The 14,929-nt window shown below is 73.3% G+C and carries 12 protein-coding genes; 5 read left to right on the top strand and 7 right to left on the bottom strand.

Annotated features, from left to right (window positions below):
* The first annotated feature begins 162 nt into the window (after positions 1-162).
* The gene (locus ACZ7H1_RS08110) at positions 163-1,518 is read left to right on the top strand and encodes a M28 family metallopeptidase (protein WP_470784722.1); all 1,356 of its coding nucleotides are present in this window, start codon (positions 163-165) and stop codon (positions 1,516-1,518) included.
* Between the two features lie 28 nt (positions 1,519-1,546).
* Here ACZ7H1_RS08110 and ACZ7H1_RS08105 read toward each other — a convergent pair whose 3' ends face one another.
* The 4 genes from ACZ7H1_RS08105 to ACZ7H1_RS08090 form a co-directional block, all read right to left on the bottom strand.
* Complete coding sequence (locus ACZ7H1_RS08105) at positions 1,547-2,311, bottom strand: SDR family oxidoreductase (protein ID WP_470784720.1); 765 nt, start codon at positions 2,309-2,311, stop codon at positions 1,547-1,549.
* Positions 2,312-2,531: 220 nt separating this feature from the next.
* Positions 2,532-3,764 carry a hypothetical protein gene (locus ACZ7H1_RS08100; protein ID WP_470784719.1) on the bottom strand — a complete coding sequence of 411 codons (1,233 nt, stop codon included), beginning with the start codon at positions 3,762-3,764 and terminating at the stop codon, positions 2,532-2,534.
* Positions 3,748-4,620, bottom strand: a complete 873-nt coding sequence (locus ACZ7H1_RS08095; protein ID WP_470784718.1) for a hypothetical protein — start codon at positions 4,618-4,620, stop codon at positions 3,748-3,750. The genes ACZ7H1_RS08100 and ACZ7H1_RS08095 overlap by 17 nt, the downstream gene beginning before the upstream one ends.
* A 299-nt stretch (positions 4,621-4,919) precedes the next feature.
* Positions 4,920-8,804, bottom strand: a complete 3,885-nt coding sequence (locus ACZ7H1_RS08090) for an nSTAND1 domain-containing NTPase (RefSeq protein ID WP_470784717.1) — start codon at positions 8,802-8,804, stop codon at positions 4,920-4,922.
* 333 nt (positions 8,805-9,137) lie between these two features.
* On the opposite strand from ACZ7H1_RS08090, the gene ACZ7H1_RS08085 reads away from it, so the two are divergent.
* The gene (locus tag ACZ7H1_RS08085) at positions 9,138-10,385 is read left to right on the top strand and encodes a serine hydrolase domain-containing protein (protein ID WP_470784716.1); all 1,248 of its coding nucleotides are present in this window, start codon (positions 9,138-9,140) and stop codon (positions 10,383-10,385) included.
* Between the two features lie 6 nt (positions 10,386-10,391).
* On the opposite strand, the gene ACZ7H1_RS08080 is transcribed toward ACZ7H1_RS08085, so the two are convergent.
* Entirely contained in the window at positions 10,392-10,811 is a 420-nt protein-coding gene (locus ACZ7H1_RS08080; RefSeq protein ID WP_470784715.1) for an arsenate reductase ArsC, read from the bottom strand.
* A 169-nt stretch (positions 10,812-10,980) separates the two neighbouring features.
* Here ACZ7H1_RS08080 and ACZ7H1_RS08075 point away from each other — a divergent pair, with 169 nt between their 5' ends.
* Both ACZ7H1_RS08075 and ACZ7H1_RS08070 read left to right on the top strand, forming a co-directional pair.
* The gene (locus ACZ7H1_RS08075; protein ID WP_470784714.1) at positions 10,981-11,295 is read left to right on the top strand and encodes an ArsR/SmtB family transcription factor; all 315 of its coding nucleotides are present in this window, start codon (positions 10,981-10,983) and stop codon (positions 11,293-11,295) included.
* 40 nt (positions 11,296-11,335) lie between these two features.
* Positions 11,336-12,118 (top strand): aquaporin, encoded by a 783-nt coding sequence (locus tag ACZ7H1_RS08070; protein WP_470784713.1) that lies wholly within the window; start codon positions 11,336-11,338, stop codon positions 12,116-12,118.
* A 23-nt stretch (positions 12,119-12,141) separates the two neighbouring features.
* Here the strand turns inward: ACZ7H1_RS08070 and ACZ7H1_RS08065 are convergent, their stop codons facing one another.
* Both ACZ7H1_RS08065 and ACZ7H1_RS08060 read right to left on the bottom strand, forming a co-directional pair.
* Positions 12,142-12,642 (bottom strand): GNAT family N-acetyltransferase, encoded by a 501-nt coding sequence (locus ACZ7H1_RS08065; RefSeq protein WP_470784712.1) that lies wholly within the window; start codon positions 12,640-12,642, stop codon positions 12,142-12,144.
* The gene (locus ACZ7H1_RS08060; RefSeq protein ID WP_470784711.1) at positions 12,639-13,001 is read right to left on the bottom strand and encodes an ArsR/SmtB family transcription factor; all 363 of its coding nucleotides are present in this window, start codon (positions 12,999-13,001) and stop codon (positions 12,639-12,641) included. The genes ACZ7H1_RS08065 and ACZ7H1_RS08060 overlap by 4 nt, the downstream gene beginning before the upstream one ends.
* A 180-nt stretch (positions 13,002-13,181) precedes the next feature.
* Here ACZ7H1_RS08060 and ACZ7H1_RS08055 point away from each other — a divergent pair, with 180 nt between their 5' ends.
* Positions 13,182-14,546 carry an NAD(P)-binding domain-containing protein gene (locus tag ACZ7H1_RS08055; RefSeq protein WP_470784709.1) on the top strand — a complete coding sequence of 455 codons (1,365 nt, stop codon included), beginning with the start codon at positions 13,182-13,184 and terminating at the stop codon, positions 14,544-14,546.
* Positions 14,547-14,929: the final 383 nt, after the last annotated feature.

Genomic DNA, 14,929 nt, shown 5'->3' with positions numbered 1-14,929 from the left:
GGCAGCATGGTGCTACAAGGAGGAGAAAACCTCCCGAGCTGGATGGCGTCCCCCACCCCCCCCCCCCCTCCCCTCTCCCCCCCCCCCCCCCCGCCTCTCCCCCCCCCCCCCCCCCCCCCCCCCGGCGCCGAAGCGCTTCAACGCGCCGGGTTCACCGTGGACTTGCGGGGACAGGTGGAGGACAGGGCGGCCTTCCTCATCCGCGACAACCGTCCGCTCCCGGTCATCGAGGCGTTCACGGGTGCTCCGTCCGCGTCCCGATCGGGGGACGAAACGGAGCAGCGCGCCACGGCCGTCTTCGGTTTCGTCACTGACGAACTGGCGGCAGCGGCGGCTCCGCCGGCCGCTTCGCTGGGGCCCGCGCCCGGCGGTGTCTATCTCGCCGCGCCGGCCGGCGCCCCGGTCGAGGAGGTGCACCTGCCAGGAGCGAAACCGGGACATACCGAACGGCTGCTGCCGGACCCGGCGCTCCTCGCCCGTCGCGCAGAAGCCCTGCCCGAAGGCCTCACCGCTGCGCTCGGCGACGGCCTCCCCTCGCCGGAGACCCTCGCCGCGGTCCGTGCGGCCGTGACCGCCGAGGTGCTGCACGGGCACGTGGCGCGCATCTCCGGCATCGAGCCGCTGGTGGACGGCGGACCACTGAAGGTCCGCAGCCGGGACGCGTCGGCCGAGGACAACGAGCGCGTCGTCGAGGCGCTGGCGCGCCGGTTCGAGGACCTCGGGCTGACCGTCCGGCTGCACCCGTTCCGGTGGCGCGGCCACCGCCTGCTGAACGTGGAGGCCGAGCACCACGTCGCGGGCGCGGACTCCACCGTACTCATCACCGCACACCTGGACTCCACCGCGGCGAACGGCGACTTCGTCGACGCTGACGGCGAGCCGCGCTCCTACGATCCGGCCGTGGACCCCGCGCCGGGCGCCGACGACGACGGCAGCGGCACGGCAGCCGTCATGGCCGCGGCCGAGTGTCTGAGCGGGCTGCTCGAGAACGGCGGTACGCCGACCCGCAGCGTGCGCTTCGTGCTGTTCAACGCCGAGGAACAGGGGCTGGTCGGCAGCAAGTTCTACGCACGGGCCGCCGCTGCGGCAGGGGACAGCATCGCCGGCGTCTTCCAGATGGACATGATCGCCGGCCGGCAGGACGGGAGGACGCCCGTCGTCGAGATCCACGCCGGCTCCCTGGTGCCGGGCCCGGTCGTGAGCGCGTCCGACGCGCTGGGCGGCCGTGTCGCCCGTACCGTGCCCGTCATCGACCCCGGGGTGACGGTCCAGCAGCTCACCGGCCTGGACGACCCGGCGGTGGGGCGCAGCGACCACGCGAGCTTCCACGAGCGCGGTTGGGCCGCCGTCGCCGTCTCCGAGGACCTCTTCTCCACGCCCGACGGAGACCCCGGCACCGGCACACGGCAGTACCACACCCCGGGCGACACGCTCCTCGACGAGGACCACAACACGGAGTTCGCGGCGACCGTCGCACGTTCCGTCACGGCGGCCGCCCTGACGTTCGCCGGTCTGTGACACCGGTGACAGCACGGGACGGCCCCGCTCAGACCTGCGTCTTGCCGTCGGCGGCGGAGGGGTTCATGGACTCGAAGTGGAAGGCGTTGATGTAGCAGTCGCGCGGCTGCCGGATCGCGAAGGTGATGCAGTCGATCACCGACTGCGCCGCGAGCGGGTCCTGGGCTCCGCGCGGTGTGGCGTCCCACTCCGGGGAGAGCGGATCGCGGCTGCTGTCGAAGTCCGGCGGGAAGAGGGAGATCACCCGGACGCCTTGGGGACGGAGACGGCGCGAGAGTGCTTCGGTGAAGCCCCTCTGCCCGTGTTTGGCCGCGAAGTAGGCCTCGTGTGCCACGGGGTGATGGGCCCCGGGAACGCCGCAGACGGAGACCATCGTGACCACGTCGGGTCGGTCCGAGGCGAGGAGCAGCGGCAGGAGGTTCTTCGTCACGAGGATGGTGCCGGTGCTGCCCGAGGCGAGCGTGTCCGCCACGTCCTCGTCGGAGACCGAGAGGAGGTCGGGGCCTTCCAGCCAGCGGGCGCCGTTGTTCACGAGGACGTCGACACGGTCGGTGCGGCGGCCGACGGCGGTGGCGAACTCACGGATCGAGGCCGGGTCGGCCAGGTCACACGCGAAGGCGTGCACGCGGTCGTGGCCGCGGTCGCGGATCTCGCTGCGGGTCCGTTCGGCCGCTTCCAGGCTGCGTGCGGCGAGGAACAGTTCGGCGCCGAGGCCGGCGAAGTGGTGGGCGAGCGCGCGGCCGAAGTCGCGGCCCGCTCCGGTGATGACCACGCGGCGGTCGTTGAGGCTCATGCGGTTCCTTCGATCAGGTGAGCCGATGACGCCGACGCCTCCAGCACGGCGCGCCACCCGGACGGGCGTCGGTGGGTACTCTCTGGATCACGGCCTGACTTTACGATCTTGCTCCTTGTCTTGACCAGGCAATTCGGGATCGTCGTCGACGCCGACAGCGATGTGAGGCGCTGCCGAGCGTCGAACACGGAGCACGACGAGCGGCTTCGTGCCCTGACATCTAGGAGGTGCACCTCAGCGGGGCGAGGACGGCGGGGGAGAGGACGTAACTGCCGGAGCGGCGGCCGTCCGCGGGGTGGGCGGGGTAGGAGACCACCAGGGCCCGCCCGTGGCTGCTGCTGCCGCCGTACTGGGGCGTGAGGCGGGTGTACGCGCGGGTGCGGAGGTCGGCTCCCCAGGTCGCGACGGGGTCCGTCCAGGTGACCACGTCGCCCGCGATGCGCACCCAGTCGATGCTCTGTCCCCGTACCACCACGGTCGGCGCGGCCCAACCCGGCCGCCAGGCGTAGAGCAGGCGGCGGTCCGCCGACGTCCAGGCCCAGGTCGTGCCGTCCCCGGCCACCGCCGGGGAGCCGGCGGCCGCCGACAGCGCGGCGGGCAGCCGCACCGGGCGCCCGTCGAGGTCCGCCCCGGTCAGCTTCGTCGGCGTGTCGACGGCGAAGGCCTCGGGCCACACCACCGTTTCCCCGGCGAAGAACGACGGTGCCATGTGCCCCGTACGGATGATCCGGTCGGTCCCGGACGCCAGGTCGTAGAGGTGCACCTGGCGCTTGATGTCGGTCAGCCGTTGCTGACGGCTGCCCTTGCCGGGGGCGGCGGACTGCACCCACGTCACCCGGCCCCGGTGCACCGACGGGTACAGGAAGGGACCGGGGACCGGCGCCCCGTCGGGACCGGTGGCGCTGTAACCGATCCGGTGCGGCACACCTCCGGATGCGGAGTCCCAGGCGTACAGGTTCCAGGCAGAGGCGATGTCGTTGGAGCGCAGCACGCTGAACACCAGCCGGCGGCCGTCGAAGTCGGCGAGCCCGAAACCGCCCCGGTCGGGGCTCGGGGCGGTGTGCACGGTGGTGCGCCGCGTGCCGCGGTCCTGCAGCCAGACCAGCGCGGGGGCGGCTCCCGCGCGCCGGACTACCGCGAACAGCGACGAGCCGTCGGGGGCGACCGCGACCGGGTCGAGCGTCTCGCCGGGGACGGCAGTGACGGCGCCGGAGGCCTGGGCGCGGCGCCAGCTGTCGGGCAGCGGGGTCTGGCAGAAGGCCGCGGGTCCGGCAGCGGACCGCGGGGCGGATCCCGTGGCAGAGCTCGTGGGGCCAGGGCCAGGGCCAGGGGCGGTTGAGGCAGGAGGGCCTGCTGCCGCGTCCGGTCGGCGGGGCGCCGACGAACACCCGAGGGTGCTCGCCAGCGCCACGCCGAGCAGCGCGGTCAGCAGCCTCCTACCACTCGTAGCCACGCCCGCCCATGATCGTCACCAGGGTGTCGATCGGCATGCCGGAGCGCGGTGGCACGGAGGACCAGACGGAGGTCGCCGAGTCCAGGTAGGCCGCCCAGTCGCCTTCGTACCCCTGGAAGGTGAACCAGTGGTACAGCGTGGTCGTGCTGTTGGGGTGGCCCACGAGGTGGGGGCCGTTGTGAACCTCCATCGAGTTGCCCACGACCGGCGTGTTGTACCAGGCCGTGTCGGTCATCAGCCGGTTCTTGAAGGTCGCCTTGTCGCTCGCCGAGGGGGTGTACGGCAGGTTTACGCGCACGTACTTGAAGGAGTCGCCGGCCTGCTCGTCCAGCAGCCGGGTCATGATGTCGACGCCGGTGCCGCCGTTGTTGGGGGAGATGCCGATCCGGCTGGCGTAGTAGCCCTGGTTGTGCGCCCAGTTGCCGCGCATGCCCATGGCCGTCACCAGCGTCGCGGGGCCGCAGTAGTTGCTGTACCACTGGGCCTGGTGGGTGTTGGCCAGCATGTACGACCAGGGCAGGTCGAACGTGCTGCGGGCCGGGCGCGCGGCGAGGAACGCCTGCTTGGCGCGGGTCTCGGCGGCGCTGGGCTTCCACGAACCCCAGCCGTCCTTGGAGCGGTCGTACGGGCGGTCCGCCGCGGCCTTGGCCGCGCCGACCTCGCGGGCGGAGAGCGTGCCCGGTGCGCCGGCGGACAGCGGACCGAAGGAACCGGCCGCCTGCGACGGGCCGGTGGCGGCGGTGGTGGCCGTGCCGCCGGAGCCGTTCGCGGCCGAGGCGGCCTGCGGAGCGACCAGCCCGCCCAGCAGGAGCGCGGCCAGGGCCGCGGTGGTACTCGTGCGTACGGAGTGCCTCATGGGTTCTCCACGTGATCGATGACGAAGTACTCGATGACGACGTGCTCGGGGACGACGTGCTCGGACACGCTGTACGAAAGACCGGGCGCACACGGACGGCGTGCCCGAGGACGCATGCGCTGTACGACGGCGCCGCCGCCCCCGTTCCGGGTGGTCACCCCGGTCCGCGGCGGCCCCGTCGGAAGCGACACTCGTCGGCCGCACGGTTGTTGCGCTGCCCTCTTCCGGGCCCGAAACAATCCCGGACAGCCGCGCGGCACGGCAGGATCCGCCTGCCCGCCGCCGACCTCTGCCGACGGTCAGCGGCGCGAGGGGGGCTCCGCGGGACACGTGCCGCGGTACGGGAGTTCCGGAATGAGACTGCGCCACCTGGCCCGGTCGAGACCGCCGCCGTGCCGTGTGCACACGGCCGCCGCCACCTCCTCCGTACCGGTCCGGTGGACCAGCGGCGCGGTGCGCCGCCCCTGGGAGATCACGGCGCCGCCGTCCGGGGTGAAGGAGAGCCGGGAAACCGGGTCGCCGGTGCCGGGGAGCGGGCCGCCGAGCGGCGTGCGCGAGGGGATGTCCCAGAGGCGTACCGCGCCCGTCGCGTCCCCGGTCGCGAGCATGCTGCCGTCCGGCGAGAAGGCCGCGGTCGTGAACCAGTGCGGGGTCCCGTCCGTGCTGTGCGGACCGCCGTCGAGGACGGCGGGGGCGCCGACCGGCGCGTCGGCCCAGAGCGTGACGCGGCCGCCGTCGTCGGCCAGGGCGAGATGCCGGCCGTCACGGCTGAAGGCGGCCGCGAACGCCGATCCGAGTACGCCTGTCGCCTTGTCCACGCGCTCACCGGGCAAGGCGACGACAGCACCGTCCGACAGCGCGAGCATGCCGCCGTCGGGCCGGACGGCGATCGCTTGCGAGCCGGTCGGCAGCGGGGTGACCAGTCGGGACGCGGTGAGGTTGCACAGGAGGGCGGACTCGTCGGTGCATATCCCGTACACCACCGGCTTCCCGTCGCGCAGCACCGGCGCGAGGGCCGTGACGGTGGGCCGGCGGAACGCCCCCGATGGCGGCTCCCACCGTGGCACGGGCAGATCGGGCAGCGCTCTCCTGCCTTGTACGTCCCACACTTTGACGGTCTCTCGGGAGTCCTGCACGAGTGCAGGTCCGTAGGCGAAGAGGCGGCCGTCGGGGCTGAACGCACCCAGCGCCGGGGTGGTATCCGGGCCCGCGGCCGGATTCGGGAGCGCGGGCAGTCTGACGGCGGGCCGGGCAGGCCGGGCGGACGCGGCGAGCGGGTCGCCGGGGCCGCCGGTGCCTGCCGTTCCGGGGTACAGCTCGGGCACGATCGCGTCGCCGTCCCGCCGCAGGACGATGGTGACGGAGCCGTCCGGTGACGGGTGGACGGCGTCGGCGCCCGCCGCGGACCAGCGGACGTCGTGCAGCGGGCCGAGCCGCAGCGCGGCCACGCGGTGCTGGTCGCTGTGCACGAACCGCAGTACCCCGGCGCGGTCGTCTATGCGGACGTCTGTGGGCCGGTCGTGGCGCAGGCCCTGGTAGAAGGCCAGGGGGTTGGGGCGGTCGTCGGCGGTGCGCCACACGCGTGCGGCGTACGGCGTCACGGCCGCCAGGAGCGTGCCGTCCCGGTTGAAGGAGAGGCCGGTCACCCCGGATGCCGGGAGCATCCGGGTGGGCCGGCGACCGGGGCTCGTGGCCGAAAGGAGGATGCCGGTGTCCAGCCGGACCGCCAGCCAGGCGCCGTCGGGGCTGAGACGCAGTGCGTCCGAGCCGCATGCGCGCGCCGGGACCCGCGACGCGGCTGTCCCGTCGACCGCGATCCTGCGCCGCCCCGGCACGTCCCAGACCTCGATGCTTCGCCTTCCGCACAGCGCGGCCCGGCGGCCGTCCGCGCTGAGTGCCACGCCCGTGAAGACCCCGGCCGCGGGCACGACGAACAGCGGCCGGTGGCCGATGACGTCCCAGAGCTGTACGGTCCCGGGGACGGCCACTGCCAGCACCCGGCTGCCGCCGCCCCACGCGAGGTCGGTCGCCACCGGTGCGCCGCGCAGCACGAGTGAGGCCCCGATTCCGCTCCGCAGGTGCCGCAGCCGCACCTCGGCCCACTGGCGCGTCTTGTTGGCCGGGTCCCCACCCTGGCTGATCGCGGCCACCCGCACGCCGTCCGGACTCGGCCGCACTCGCTCCAACGGATCCGTCGGCGGATTCGTTCGTCGAGAGGGGACCCGGCCCGACGGGGGCAGGAGTCCCGAGGACGGGTAGGGGCGAACCGGGGCGGAGGTGGGCTGGCGGTGGTGAGCCAGTCGGCGGCGCGCACGCAGGTCCCACAACTCGACGCTCTGCCGCCTGCTGACAGTGAGGGTGCGGCCGTCGGGGCTCGCGAACTCGCTCTGCACGAGCCCGTCTCCGGAGCCCACCGTGATGTCGGCCTCGGCCCGGTCGGTGAGAGCGGCGTACAGTCCGGCCCTGGTCTGCGGGGTCTGCGCAAGACGCCATGCCGCGACGTTCAGACGGGCGGCGGTCCCCGGGTCGCCGGCGCGCAGGCCCTCGGCGACGGCGGCCGTGCGCAGCGCGATGGCGATGTCGCGGCGGTCACGCGCCGTCCGTCCGGCCTGCCAGGCCACGGTTGCGGCGAGCAGGGCGAGTACGGCCAGCAAGGCCAGCAGTCCGCGGGTGATGTTGCGGCGCATTGAGGCGTGGTTGCGGGCCCGAGTGCTCGCGGTCAGGAAGTCGGTCTCGACGGGCAGGAGCCGACGGGGGGCGTCGTCCGGGAGAAGCGGAGCGAACGTGGCGAGCAGCGCGGGCGGGGCCAGGGCACCCGCGTGGCGGCCGAGCCGGTCCCATGTTTCGGCTGCCGCGGTCAGCCGGTGGTGCAGACGCAGCTGCTCGCGGCTCGCGTCGACCCAGCCGTGCAGGCGCGGCCAGGAGGTGATCAGCGTCTCGTGGGAGAGTTCGACCGTGGCCTGGTCCAGGGTGACCAGCCGGGACGCTGCGAGTACGTCGAGGACCTGCCGTACGTCATCGCCCGGGCCGAGTTCGTCGCGGCGGGCGGGGCGCCGGGTGTCGGGCAGCCCCTCGTCCCCCGGGCTGACCAGACGCAGCAGGATCCGGCGGGCGATGTCCGCCTGGTCGGCGTCGAGCCGCCCGTACGCCGCCTCGGCGCTGCGGGCAATGGCTCCGTACACGCCGCCGGCGCCCTCGTAGGCCTCCAGGGTCAGGCGGCGGGCCTTGCGGCGGTGCCAGGTCTCCAGAAGGGTGTGCGAGAGCAACGGCAGGGCGGCGGTGTTGCCGTGGACCTCGTCGAGCAGGCGCGCGGTCAGCGTCCGCTCGACCACGAGGGACCGGGCGGCCGCCGGGGCGACGATCGCCAGACGCAGTTCGTCCCTGGTCATGGGCGTCACGGGCAGGCTCGCCGCGCGCACCACTGCCGCCAGGGCGGGGTCGCCGAGACAGTGGGCGTAGAAGTCCGCCCTGACGCCGAGCACCACGCGGAGCCGTGCACCGCTCGTCTGCGTGCCGTACAGCAACTCCTTGATGAAGAGGGTCCGTTCGTCCACGTCGCCGCAGAGCGTGAAGACCTCCTCGAACTGGTCGACGATGAGCCACTTGTCGCCCTGCCCGTCGGCCGGTACGAGGTTCCCGCGGAGCCGCTCCAGCGGGTTCCCGCCCGGGGTGAGCAGCCTGACCGCTGCCGCGCCCTCCGAGTCCCGTAATCGGGGCACGAGTCCGGCTCGCAGGAGCGAGGACTTCCCGCTGCCCGACGGGCCGAAGACGGCCACGACCCGGTGTTCGCGCGTGAGCGTGTCCAGCTCGTCCGTCAACCGGTCGCGGCCGAAGAAGAGGTCCCGGTCGCCGGCCTCGTACCTGGCCAAGCCGAGGTACGGGGCCGGCTCGTCGGCGCGCTGCGCGGCCACGGCGGCCAGCTCGTCCGCCGCCTGCTGCCAGCGAGCCCGCCACTGCTCCGCGTCCCCGCCGCAGGCGGCCGCGTAGGCGAGCACCACGGGCAGCGTGGGCAGTTGCTCGCCGGCCGCGGCCCGCGAAAGCGTTGCCACCGAGTACGCCCCGGCCCGCCGGGCCATCGCCGCGTACGTCGGACCGCCCGCCGCGCGCCGCAGCTCGCGCAGCGCCGCGGCCAGCCCGGCCACCGGACCGCCCGCAGGGTCCAGCGGCTTCTCCTGACGTCCCACGTCCGCCCCCGTCCGCCCCCGTGACGACGGGCCCCGTCGGCCCGCCCCCCGATCACGCACCCAACACGCCGGGCTCCCGCCGCCACAAGGCACGTTCGCGCCGTGTGCGCGCCGGCGCGCGGCCGACGACGACGCGGAGCCCGCCGGGACCTGTCGCTCAGCTGCTCCACCGACGCGGCCGCCAACGCAGCTTGGTGCCGGGCCAGGGCGCCACTGAGGAGCAGTGGCAGGAGCCCTCCCGCTGGCCCGACCCGGGCACTGGAGGTATCCCCACTCCCGTTCCGGAGGCTGCCGCCATGGCTCCGCCGGCCTGCCCCGGCAGAGTGTGAGGGCATGAAGGCAACAGGGAAGTCCTCGCGGGTCCGGCTCGTCACCACTGCTCTGCTCGCCGCCGCCGTCGCGGCCACGGCCCTCGTGCCCGGTGCTTCGGCAGCCCCCCACCCGCCGTCCGCGGACACCACGGCCTCCGCGGACGTCCGACTCACCGCCCGGCAGCTCCAGCGCGAGACGGCCCGCGTGCTTGCGGAGGGCGGGTTCGCCGGCATCACGGTGCGGGTGCGCGACGGCGCCCGCACCGTACACGCCCGGGCGGGCGAGGCCGAGCTGCGCACCGGCCGCCCAGTGCCGCGCGGGGCGGAGTTCAGGATCGCCAGCGTCACCAAGACGTTCGTGGCGACCGTGGTGCTGCAACTCGTCGCCGAGGGCCGCCTGTCGCTGGACGACACCGTCGAGCGCCGGCTGCCGCGTGTGGTGAGAGGTAACGGCAACGACGGCAACCGCATCACCGTCAGGAATCTGCTGCAGCACACCAGCGGCATCCACAACTACGGCCCCGAGGAGGACAGCGGGAACACCGCAGCCGATTTCGAGCGGACGAGGTTCGACCACATCGGCCCCGAGGAGATCGTCGCCGGCGCGGTGCGTCACCAGCCGGACTTCCTGCCCTCGCCGGCCGACGACCCCGAGCCCGCCTGGAACTACTCCAACCCCGGCTACGTCCTCGCCGGGATGATCATCGAAAGGGTCACCGGGCGGCCCTGGGCCGAGGAGGTGCGCGACCGCATCATCCGCCCGCTCGGTCTGACGGGCACCTACGCCCCCGGCGACGACCCGTACCTGAAGCCGCCGCACGCGCACACCTACCACCAGTTCCCCGGCTCGGTCACCTGGACGGACACCACGGCCAGGAACACCTCCTGGGCGGACGCAGCCGCCGCCCTCGTCGGCACCGAACGCGACGTGGACCGCTTCTATACCGCCCTGCTCGGCGGGCGCCTGCTGCCTCCCGCCCAGCTCGCGGAGATGCGCAGGACCGTGCCCGTCGGAGATGCCCTCGAAGCGGGGTTCCCCGGCCTGCGGTACGGACTGGGACTGATGCGGCAACCGCTGACCTGCGGCGGTCACAGCTGGGGCCACGGAGGAGACCTGGAGGGGAGCACGGTGCGCACCGGCGTCACCGCAGACGGGCGCCGTTCGGTCGTCGTCGTCGCCAGTGGCACCGGCGGCTACGGGCAACTCCTCGCGGCCGAGCGGGCCGTCCGCGGCCTCGTGGACCGCGCCCTGTGCGCCGGTGCCGGATGACCGGCGTCAGACGTGCTTCTTGGCGTCGATCTCGGCGATCAGGTCCTCGATGAGGCCCTTGATCTCGTCGCGGATCGGGCGGACGGCCTCGACGCCCTGGCCGGCCGGGTCCTCGAGCTGCCAGTCGAGGTAGGTCTTGCCGGGGAAGTACGGGCAGGCGTCCCCGCAGCCCATGGTGATGATGTAGTCGGACGCCTGGGCCGCCCCGGGGGTCAGCACCTTCGGCTTCTGGTCGGAGATGTCGATGCCGAGCTCGGCCATGGCGGCGACGGCGGAGGGGTTGATCTGCTCGCCGGGCACGGAGCCGGCGGAGCGGACCTCGACGCGGTCGCCGGCGAGGTGGCGCAGGAACCCGGCCGCCATCTGGGAGCGGCCCGCGTTGTGGATGCAGACGAACAGGACGGACGCGGCAGGAGTGGAGGACATTCGTTCTTCCCTGGGGATCGGACAACTGCGGGGACGGGCGGCCGCGGTGGCCAGGCGTTCGTCAGGCACGAGGGGAGCAAGGAGGGCGCATGCACGGCGTTCTGTTCAAGGAGCCATCGAGGTCAGCTCGGACTGGTGTCAGCCTCGACTGATGTGACAGTATCAGCACATGATGACGTCAGTCGACACTGATCCGATCCGGGTTCTGGCCGACCCCCTCAGGCTCCGGATCGTGACCCTCCTCGCCGAGGAAACACTCTGCACCACCCATCTCGTGGAGGAGACGGGCGCGAAGCAGACGAACCTCTCCAACCACCTGAAGGTGCTGCGCGAGGCGGGGATCGTGGAGACGGAGCCGTGCGGACGGTTCACCTACTACCGCCTGCGCCCGGAAGTCATCGAAGGCATCGCCGGCCGGTTCGCCGACCTCGCCCGGACCGCGCGCGCCACCGCCGAGGCGAACCTCAAGCGGTCCTGCCCCTAGCCTTTCGCGCTTTGCCTCACCTGCCCGAGGAGAACCTGCCTTGACCGCCACCGAGCCCGCCGCGAGTGACGCCGAAACGGCCGACGCGGCGCCGCAGCCCGCGCCCGGCGCGACCCCGCCCCGTACCCCGCTGATCGCCCGTGCCGCCGCCGAGCTGGTCGGCACGGCCGCCCTGGTGGCGATCGTCGTCGGCTCCGGCATCCAGGCCACCGAGCTCACCGACGACGTGGCTCTCCAGCTGCTGGCCAATTCCACCGCCACCGTCTTCGGTCTCGGTGTGCTGATCGCCCTGCTCGGCCCGGTCTCCGGGGCCCACTTCAACCCTGCGGTCACCGTGGCCGAGTGGTGGACCGCCCGCCGCGGTGGTGCCGGAGTCTCCACCCGCGAAGTCGCCGTCTACGTGCCCTCCCAGATCGTCGGCGCAATCGCGGGCGCGATCCTGGCGGACGCGATGTTCGGCGAGCCGCTGGTGAAGTGGTCCACGCACGACCGCTCCGCCGGGAACTTGCTGCTGGGCGAGGTCGTGGCGACTGCCGGGCTGATCCTGCTGATCTTCGGACTGGCCCGCACCGACCGCCTGCGTTTCGCCCCCATCGCGGTCGCCTCGTACATCGGCGCCGCGTACTGGTTCACTTCCTCGACCTCCTTCGCCAACCCGGCCGTCACCATCGGCCGCGCCTTCACCGACACCTTCGCCGGCATCGCCCCCGCCTCCGTACCCGCCTTCATCGCCGTGCAGCTGATCGGCGTCGTGGTCGGCCTGGCCCTGGTGGCCGTCATCTTCATGCGCGGCAAGACCGAACAGGGCCTGCCCTCCGCATGACGCAGCGCCGCATGTGCCGCTGTTCAGACGATCAAGGGGCTCCTGCGTTCCAGTAGCACCACGTCCCGCCACGTGCCGTGGTGCCGGCCGATGCGCTCCCGCGTACCGATGATCCGGAACCCCGCGCGCTCGTGGACGGCCAGGCTGGCGGCGTTCTCGGGGAAGATGCCGGACTGGACCGTCCAGATCCCGGCCGCCTCCGTCGAGGTGATCAGCGCGTCCAGCAGGGCGCGGGCGACGCCCTGGCCGCGGGCGGCGGGGTGGACGTACACGGAGTGCTCGACGACACCGGCGTACGCGCAGCGGTCCGATACCGCGCTCGCCGCAACCCAGCCCACCACCGCACCCGCGGCGTCCACGGCGACGAACCGGTGGTCGGGCAACCGGCCCTTGTCGAAGGCCGTCCACTCGGGGGCCCGGGTTTCGAACGTGGCGTTGCCGTCGTCGATCCCGGCCTGGTAGATCGCCAGTACCTGCTCGGCGTGTGCGGCCGTCATCGCCGTGATGACCGCGCCCACGCTCATCGCGCGGAGCCGTTCAGCAGTGCGCCCATGGCGGCGAGGACGGAGGGCTCGATGCGGTAGTAGACCCAGGTTCCGCGCCGCTCGGAGGACAGCAGGCCGGCCTCTTTGAGCTTCTTGAGGTGGTGGGAGACGGTGGGCTGGGAGACGCCGACGTCGGAGATGTCGCAGACGCAAGCCTCGCCGCCCTCGTGCGAGGCGACGGCGGAGAACAGCCGCAGCCGCACCGGGTCGCCCAGGGCCTTGAACATCCTCGCCGCGACCTCGGCCTCGTCGGCGGACATGGGGCGCTCGGTCAGCGGGGGGCAGCAGGGCGCGGTGGCCTCGGGCTCCAGGAGCGGCAGAACTTCGGCATTCGACATGTGTCTATGTTGACACATGTCGAACCAAAGGTGCGGCGGCCACCTGTCTCGCAGCGACTCTGATTTGATGAATGTCTATGTTGACGCCTGTCGAAGCAGGTGTCATGCTGGCGGGCACAAGCCATCGACGGATGTCGAAACAAAAGTCGGGGCAAAAGTCGAAACAAAGAGGAGCCCGTCGTGAACGCGCCCGCCAGCACCGACCTGCCCGTCGTCGTCATCGGGGCCGGCCCGGCCGGTCTCGCGGCCGCCGCCCATCTCCTCGACCGCGCCATCGAACCCCTCGTCCTGGAAGCCGGCCCGCTGGCCGGGGCCGCGGTACGCGAGTGGTCGCACGTGCGGCTGTTCTCCCGCTGGGGCGAGGTCATCGACCCGGCCGCGGAGAAGCTCCTGGCCCCGACCGGCTGGGTCAAGCCGAACGAGGACGCGTACCCCTCCGGCGGGGACTGGGCCGCCCTGTACCTCCAGCCCCTGGCCGACGTCCTCGGCGAGCAGGTCCGCTACGACGCCCGCGTCACCGGGGTCTCCCGCGCCGGCCGCGACCGCATCGTCGACGCCGACCGCGACACCCAGCCCTTCGTCGTCCACTACGCGACCGCCGGCGGTGACGAACAGCGGCTCCTGGCCCGCGCGGTCATCGATGCCTCCGGCACCTGGTCCACCCCGGGCCCGGCCGGCGCCGGCGGACTGGCCGCCCTCGGCGAGAAGGCGGCGGCCGACCGCATCACCTACCGCGTCCCGGACCTGAAGGACCCCGCCGTCCGCACCCGCTACGCGGGCAAGCGCACCGCAGTCATCGGCTCCGGAGCCTCCGCCTTCACCGCCCTGGCCTACCTCGCCGGCCTCGCCGAATCCGAGGACGGCAAGGGCGCCCACGCCACCTGGATCCTGCGCCGCGGCATCTCCGGCTCGACCTTCGGCGGTGGCGAGGCCGACCAGCTCCCCGCCCGCGGCGCCCTCGGCCTGGCGGCCAAGGCCGCGGTCGACGGCGGCTACGCCGACGCGGTCACCGGTTTCCGCACGGACGCCTTCGAGCGTGACGGCGAGGGCCGCGTGATCCTGACCGGCGAGGACGGCCGCCGTCTCGATCCGGTGGACGAGGTCATCGTCCTGACCGGTTTCCGTCCCGACCTCTCCTTCCTGGGCGAGCTGCGCCTGGGCCTGGACGAGCGCCTGCAGGCTCCGGTCGAGCTGGCTCCGCTGATCGACCCCAACCAGCACTCCTGCGGCACCGTCTACCCCCACGGAGTCAACGAGCTCTCCCACCCGGAGAAGGACGTCTACCTCGTCGGCATGAAGTCCTACGGCCGCGCCCCCACCTTCCTGGCCATGACCGGCTACGAGCAGGTCCGCTCCATCGCCGCCCACCTCGCCGGCGACCGCGAGGCCGCCGAACGGGTCGAACTCACCCTCCCCGAGACGGGCGTGTGCGGCGGCGCAGGCCTCTTCGACCAGCCCGAGGCGCCCGAGCAGACCGGGGGCGGCTGCTGCGCCGCCCCGGCCACCCTCACGATCGGCCGCGTGTCCGCTGCGGGCGGCTGCTGAACCGGCGCGACGGAGCGGGTTGGAGGGGCTCGGGGCGCGAGTGGTCAACTCGGCTGCCTCGACCGGGTTCTGCCAGGACCGGGCACGCACGGCCCGCCTCGCGAGGCGGGCCGTGCTCCCCTTCCCGGCAACCGCCGAGCTGCCCGGGCTCGAGGCCCTGCTGGCGCACGGACCGGTGCGCCGTCCGCTCGTGGTGAAGAGCCGCCGCAGCCGCCGGGGCAACCTGGTCGCCCTCGTTGCCGACGACGCGCGGCTGCGGGAACTCGCCGGCCAGTGGCCCGGAGAGCCGGTGGTCGTCCAGGACTCGCGTCGTGCACCGGCTGGGACCACAAGGAAGCGAACGCTTGCGTCGCGACCGTTCGGGACGGTGCCGAACCACCGGA

The organism is Streptomyces sp. NPDC037401 (genome assembly GCF_055602345.1).
This window is presented reverse-complemented; position numbering and strand designations above follow the sequence as displayed.

Bases quoted from the DNA above. Each gene is read 5' to 3' on its own strand.
- ACZ7H1_RS08085 (WP_470784716.1), top strand. From the start codon at position 9,138: ATGAAGGCAACAGGGAAGTCCTCGCGGGTCCGGCTCGTCACCACTGCT.
- ACZ7H1_RS08060 (WP_470784711.1), bottom strand. From the start codon at position 13,001: ATGTCGAATGCCGAAGTTCTGCCGCTCCTGGAGCCCGAGGCCACCGCG.
- ACZ7H1_RS08080 (WP_470784715.1), bottom strand. From the start codon at position 10,811: ATGTCCTCCACTCCTGCCGCGTCCGTCCTGTTCGTCTGCATCCACAAC.
- ACZ7H1_RS08105 (WP_470784720.1), bottom strand. From the start codon at position 2,311: ATGAGCCTCAACGACCGCCGCGTGGTCATCACCGGAGCGGGCCGCGAC.
- ACZ7H1_RS08065 (WP_470784712.1), bottom strand. From the start codon at position 12,642: ATGAGCGTGGGCGCGGTCATCACGGCGATGACGGCCGCACACGCCGAG.
- ACZ7H1_RS08095 (WP_470784718.1), bottom strand. From the start codon at position 4,620: ATGAGGCACTCCGTACGCACGAGTACCACCGCGGCCCTGGCCGCGCTC.
- ACZ7H1_RS08075 (WP_470784714.1), top strand. From the start codon at position 10,981: ATGATGACGTCAGTCGACACTGATCCGATCCGGGTTCTGGCCGACCCC.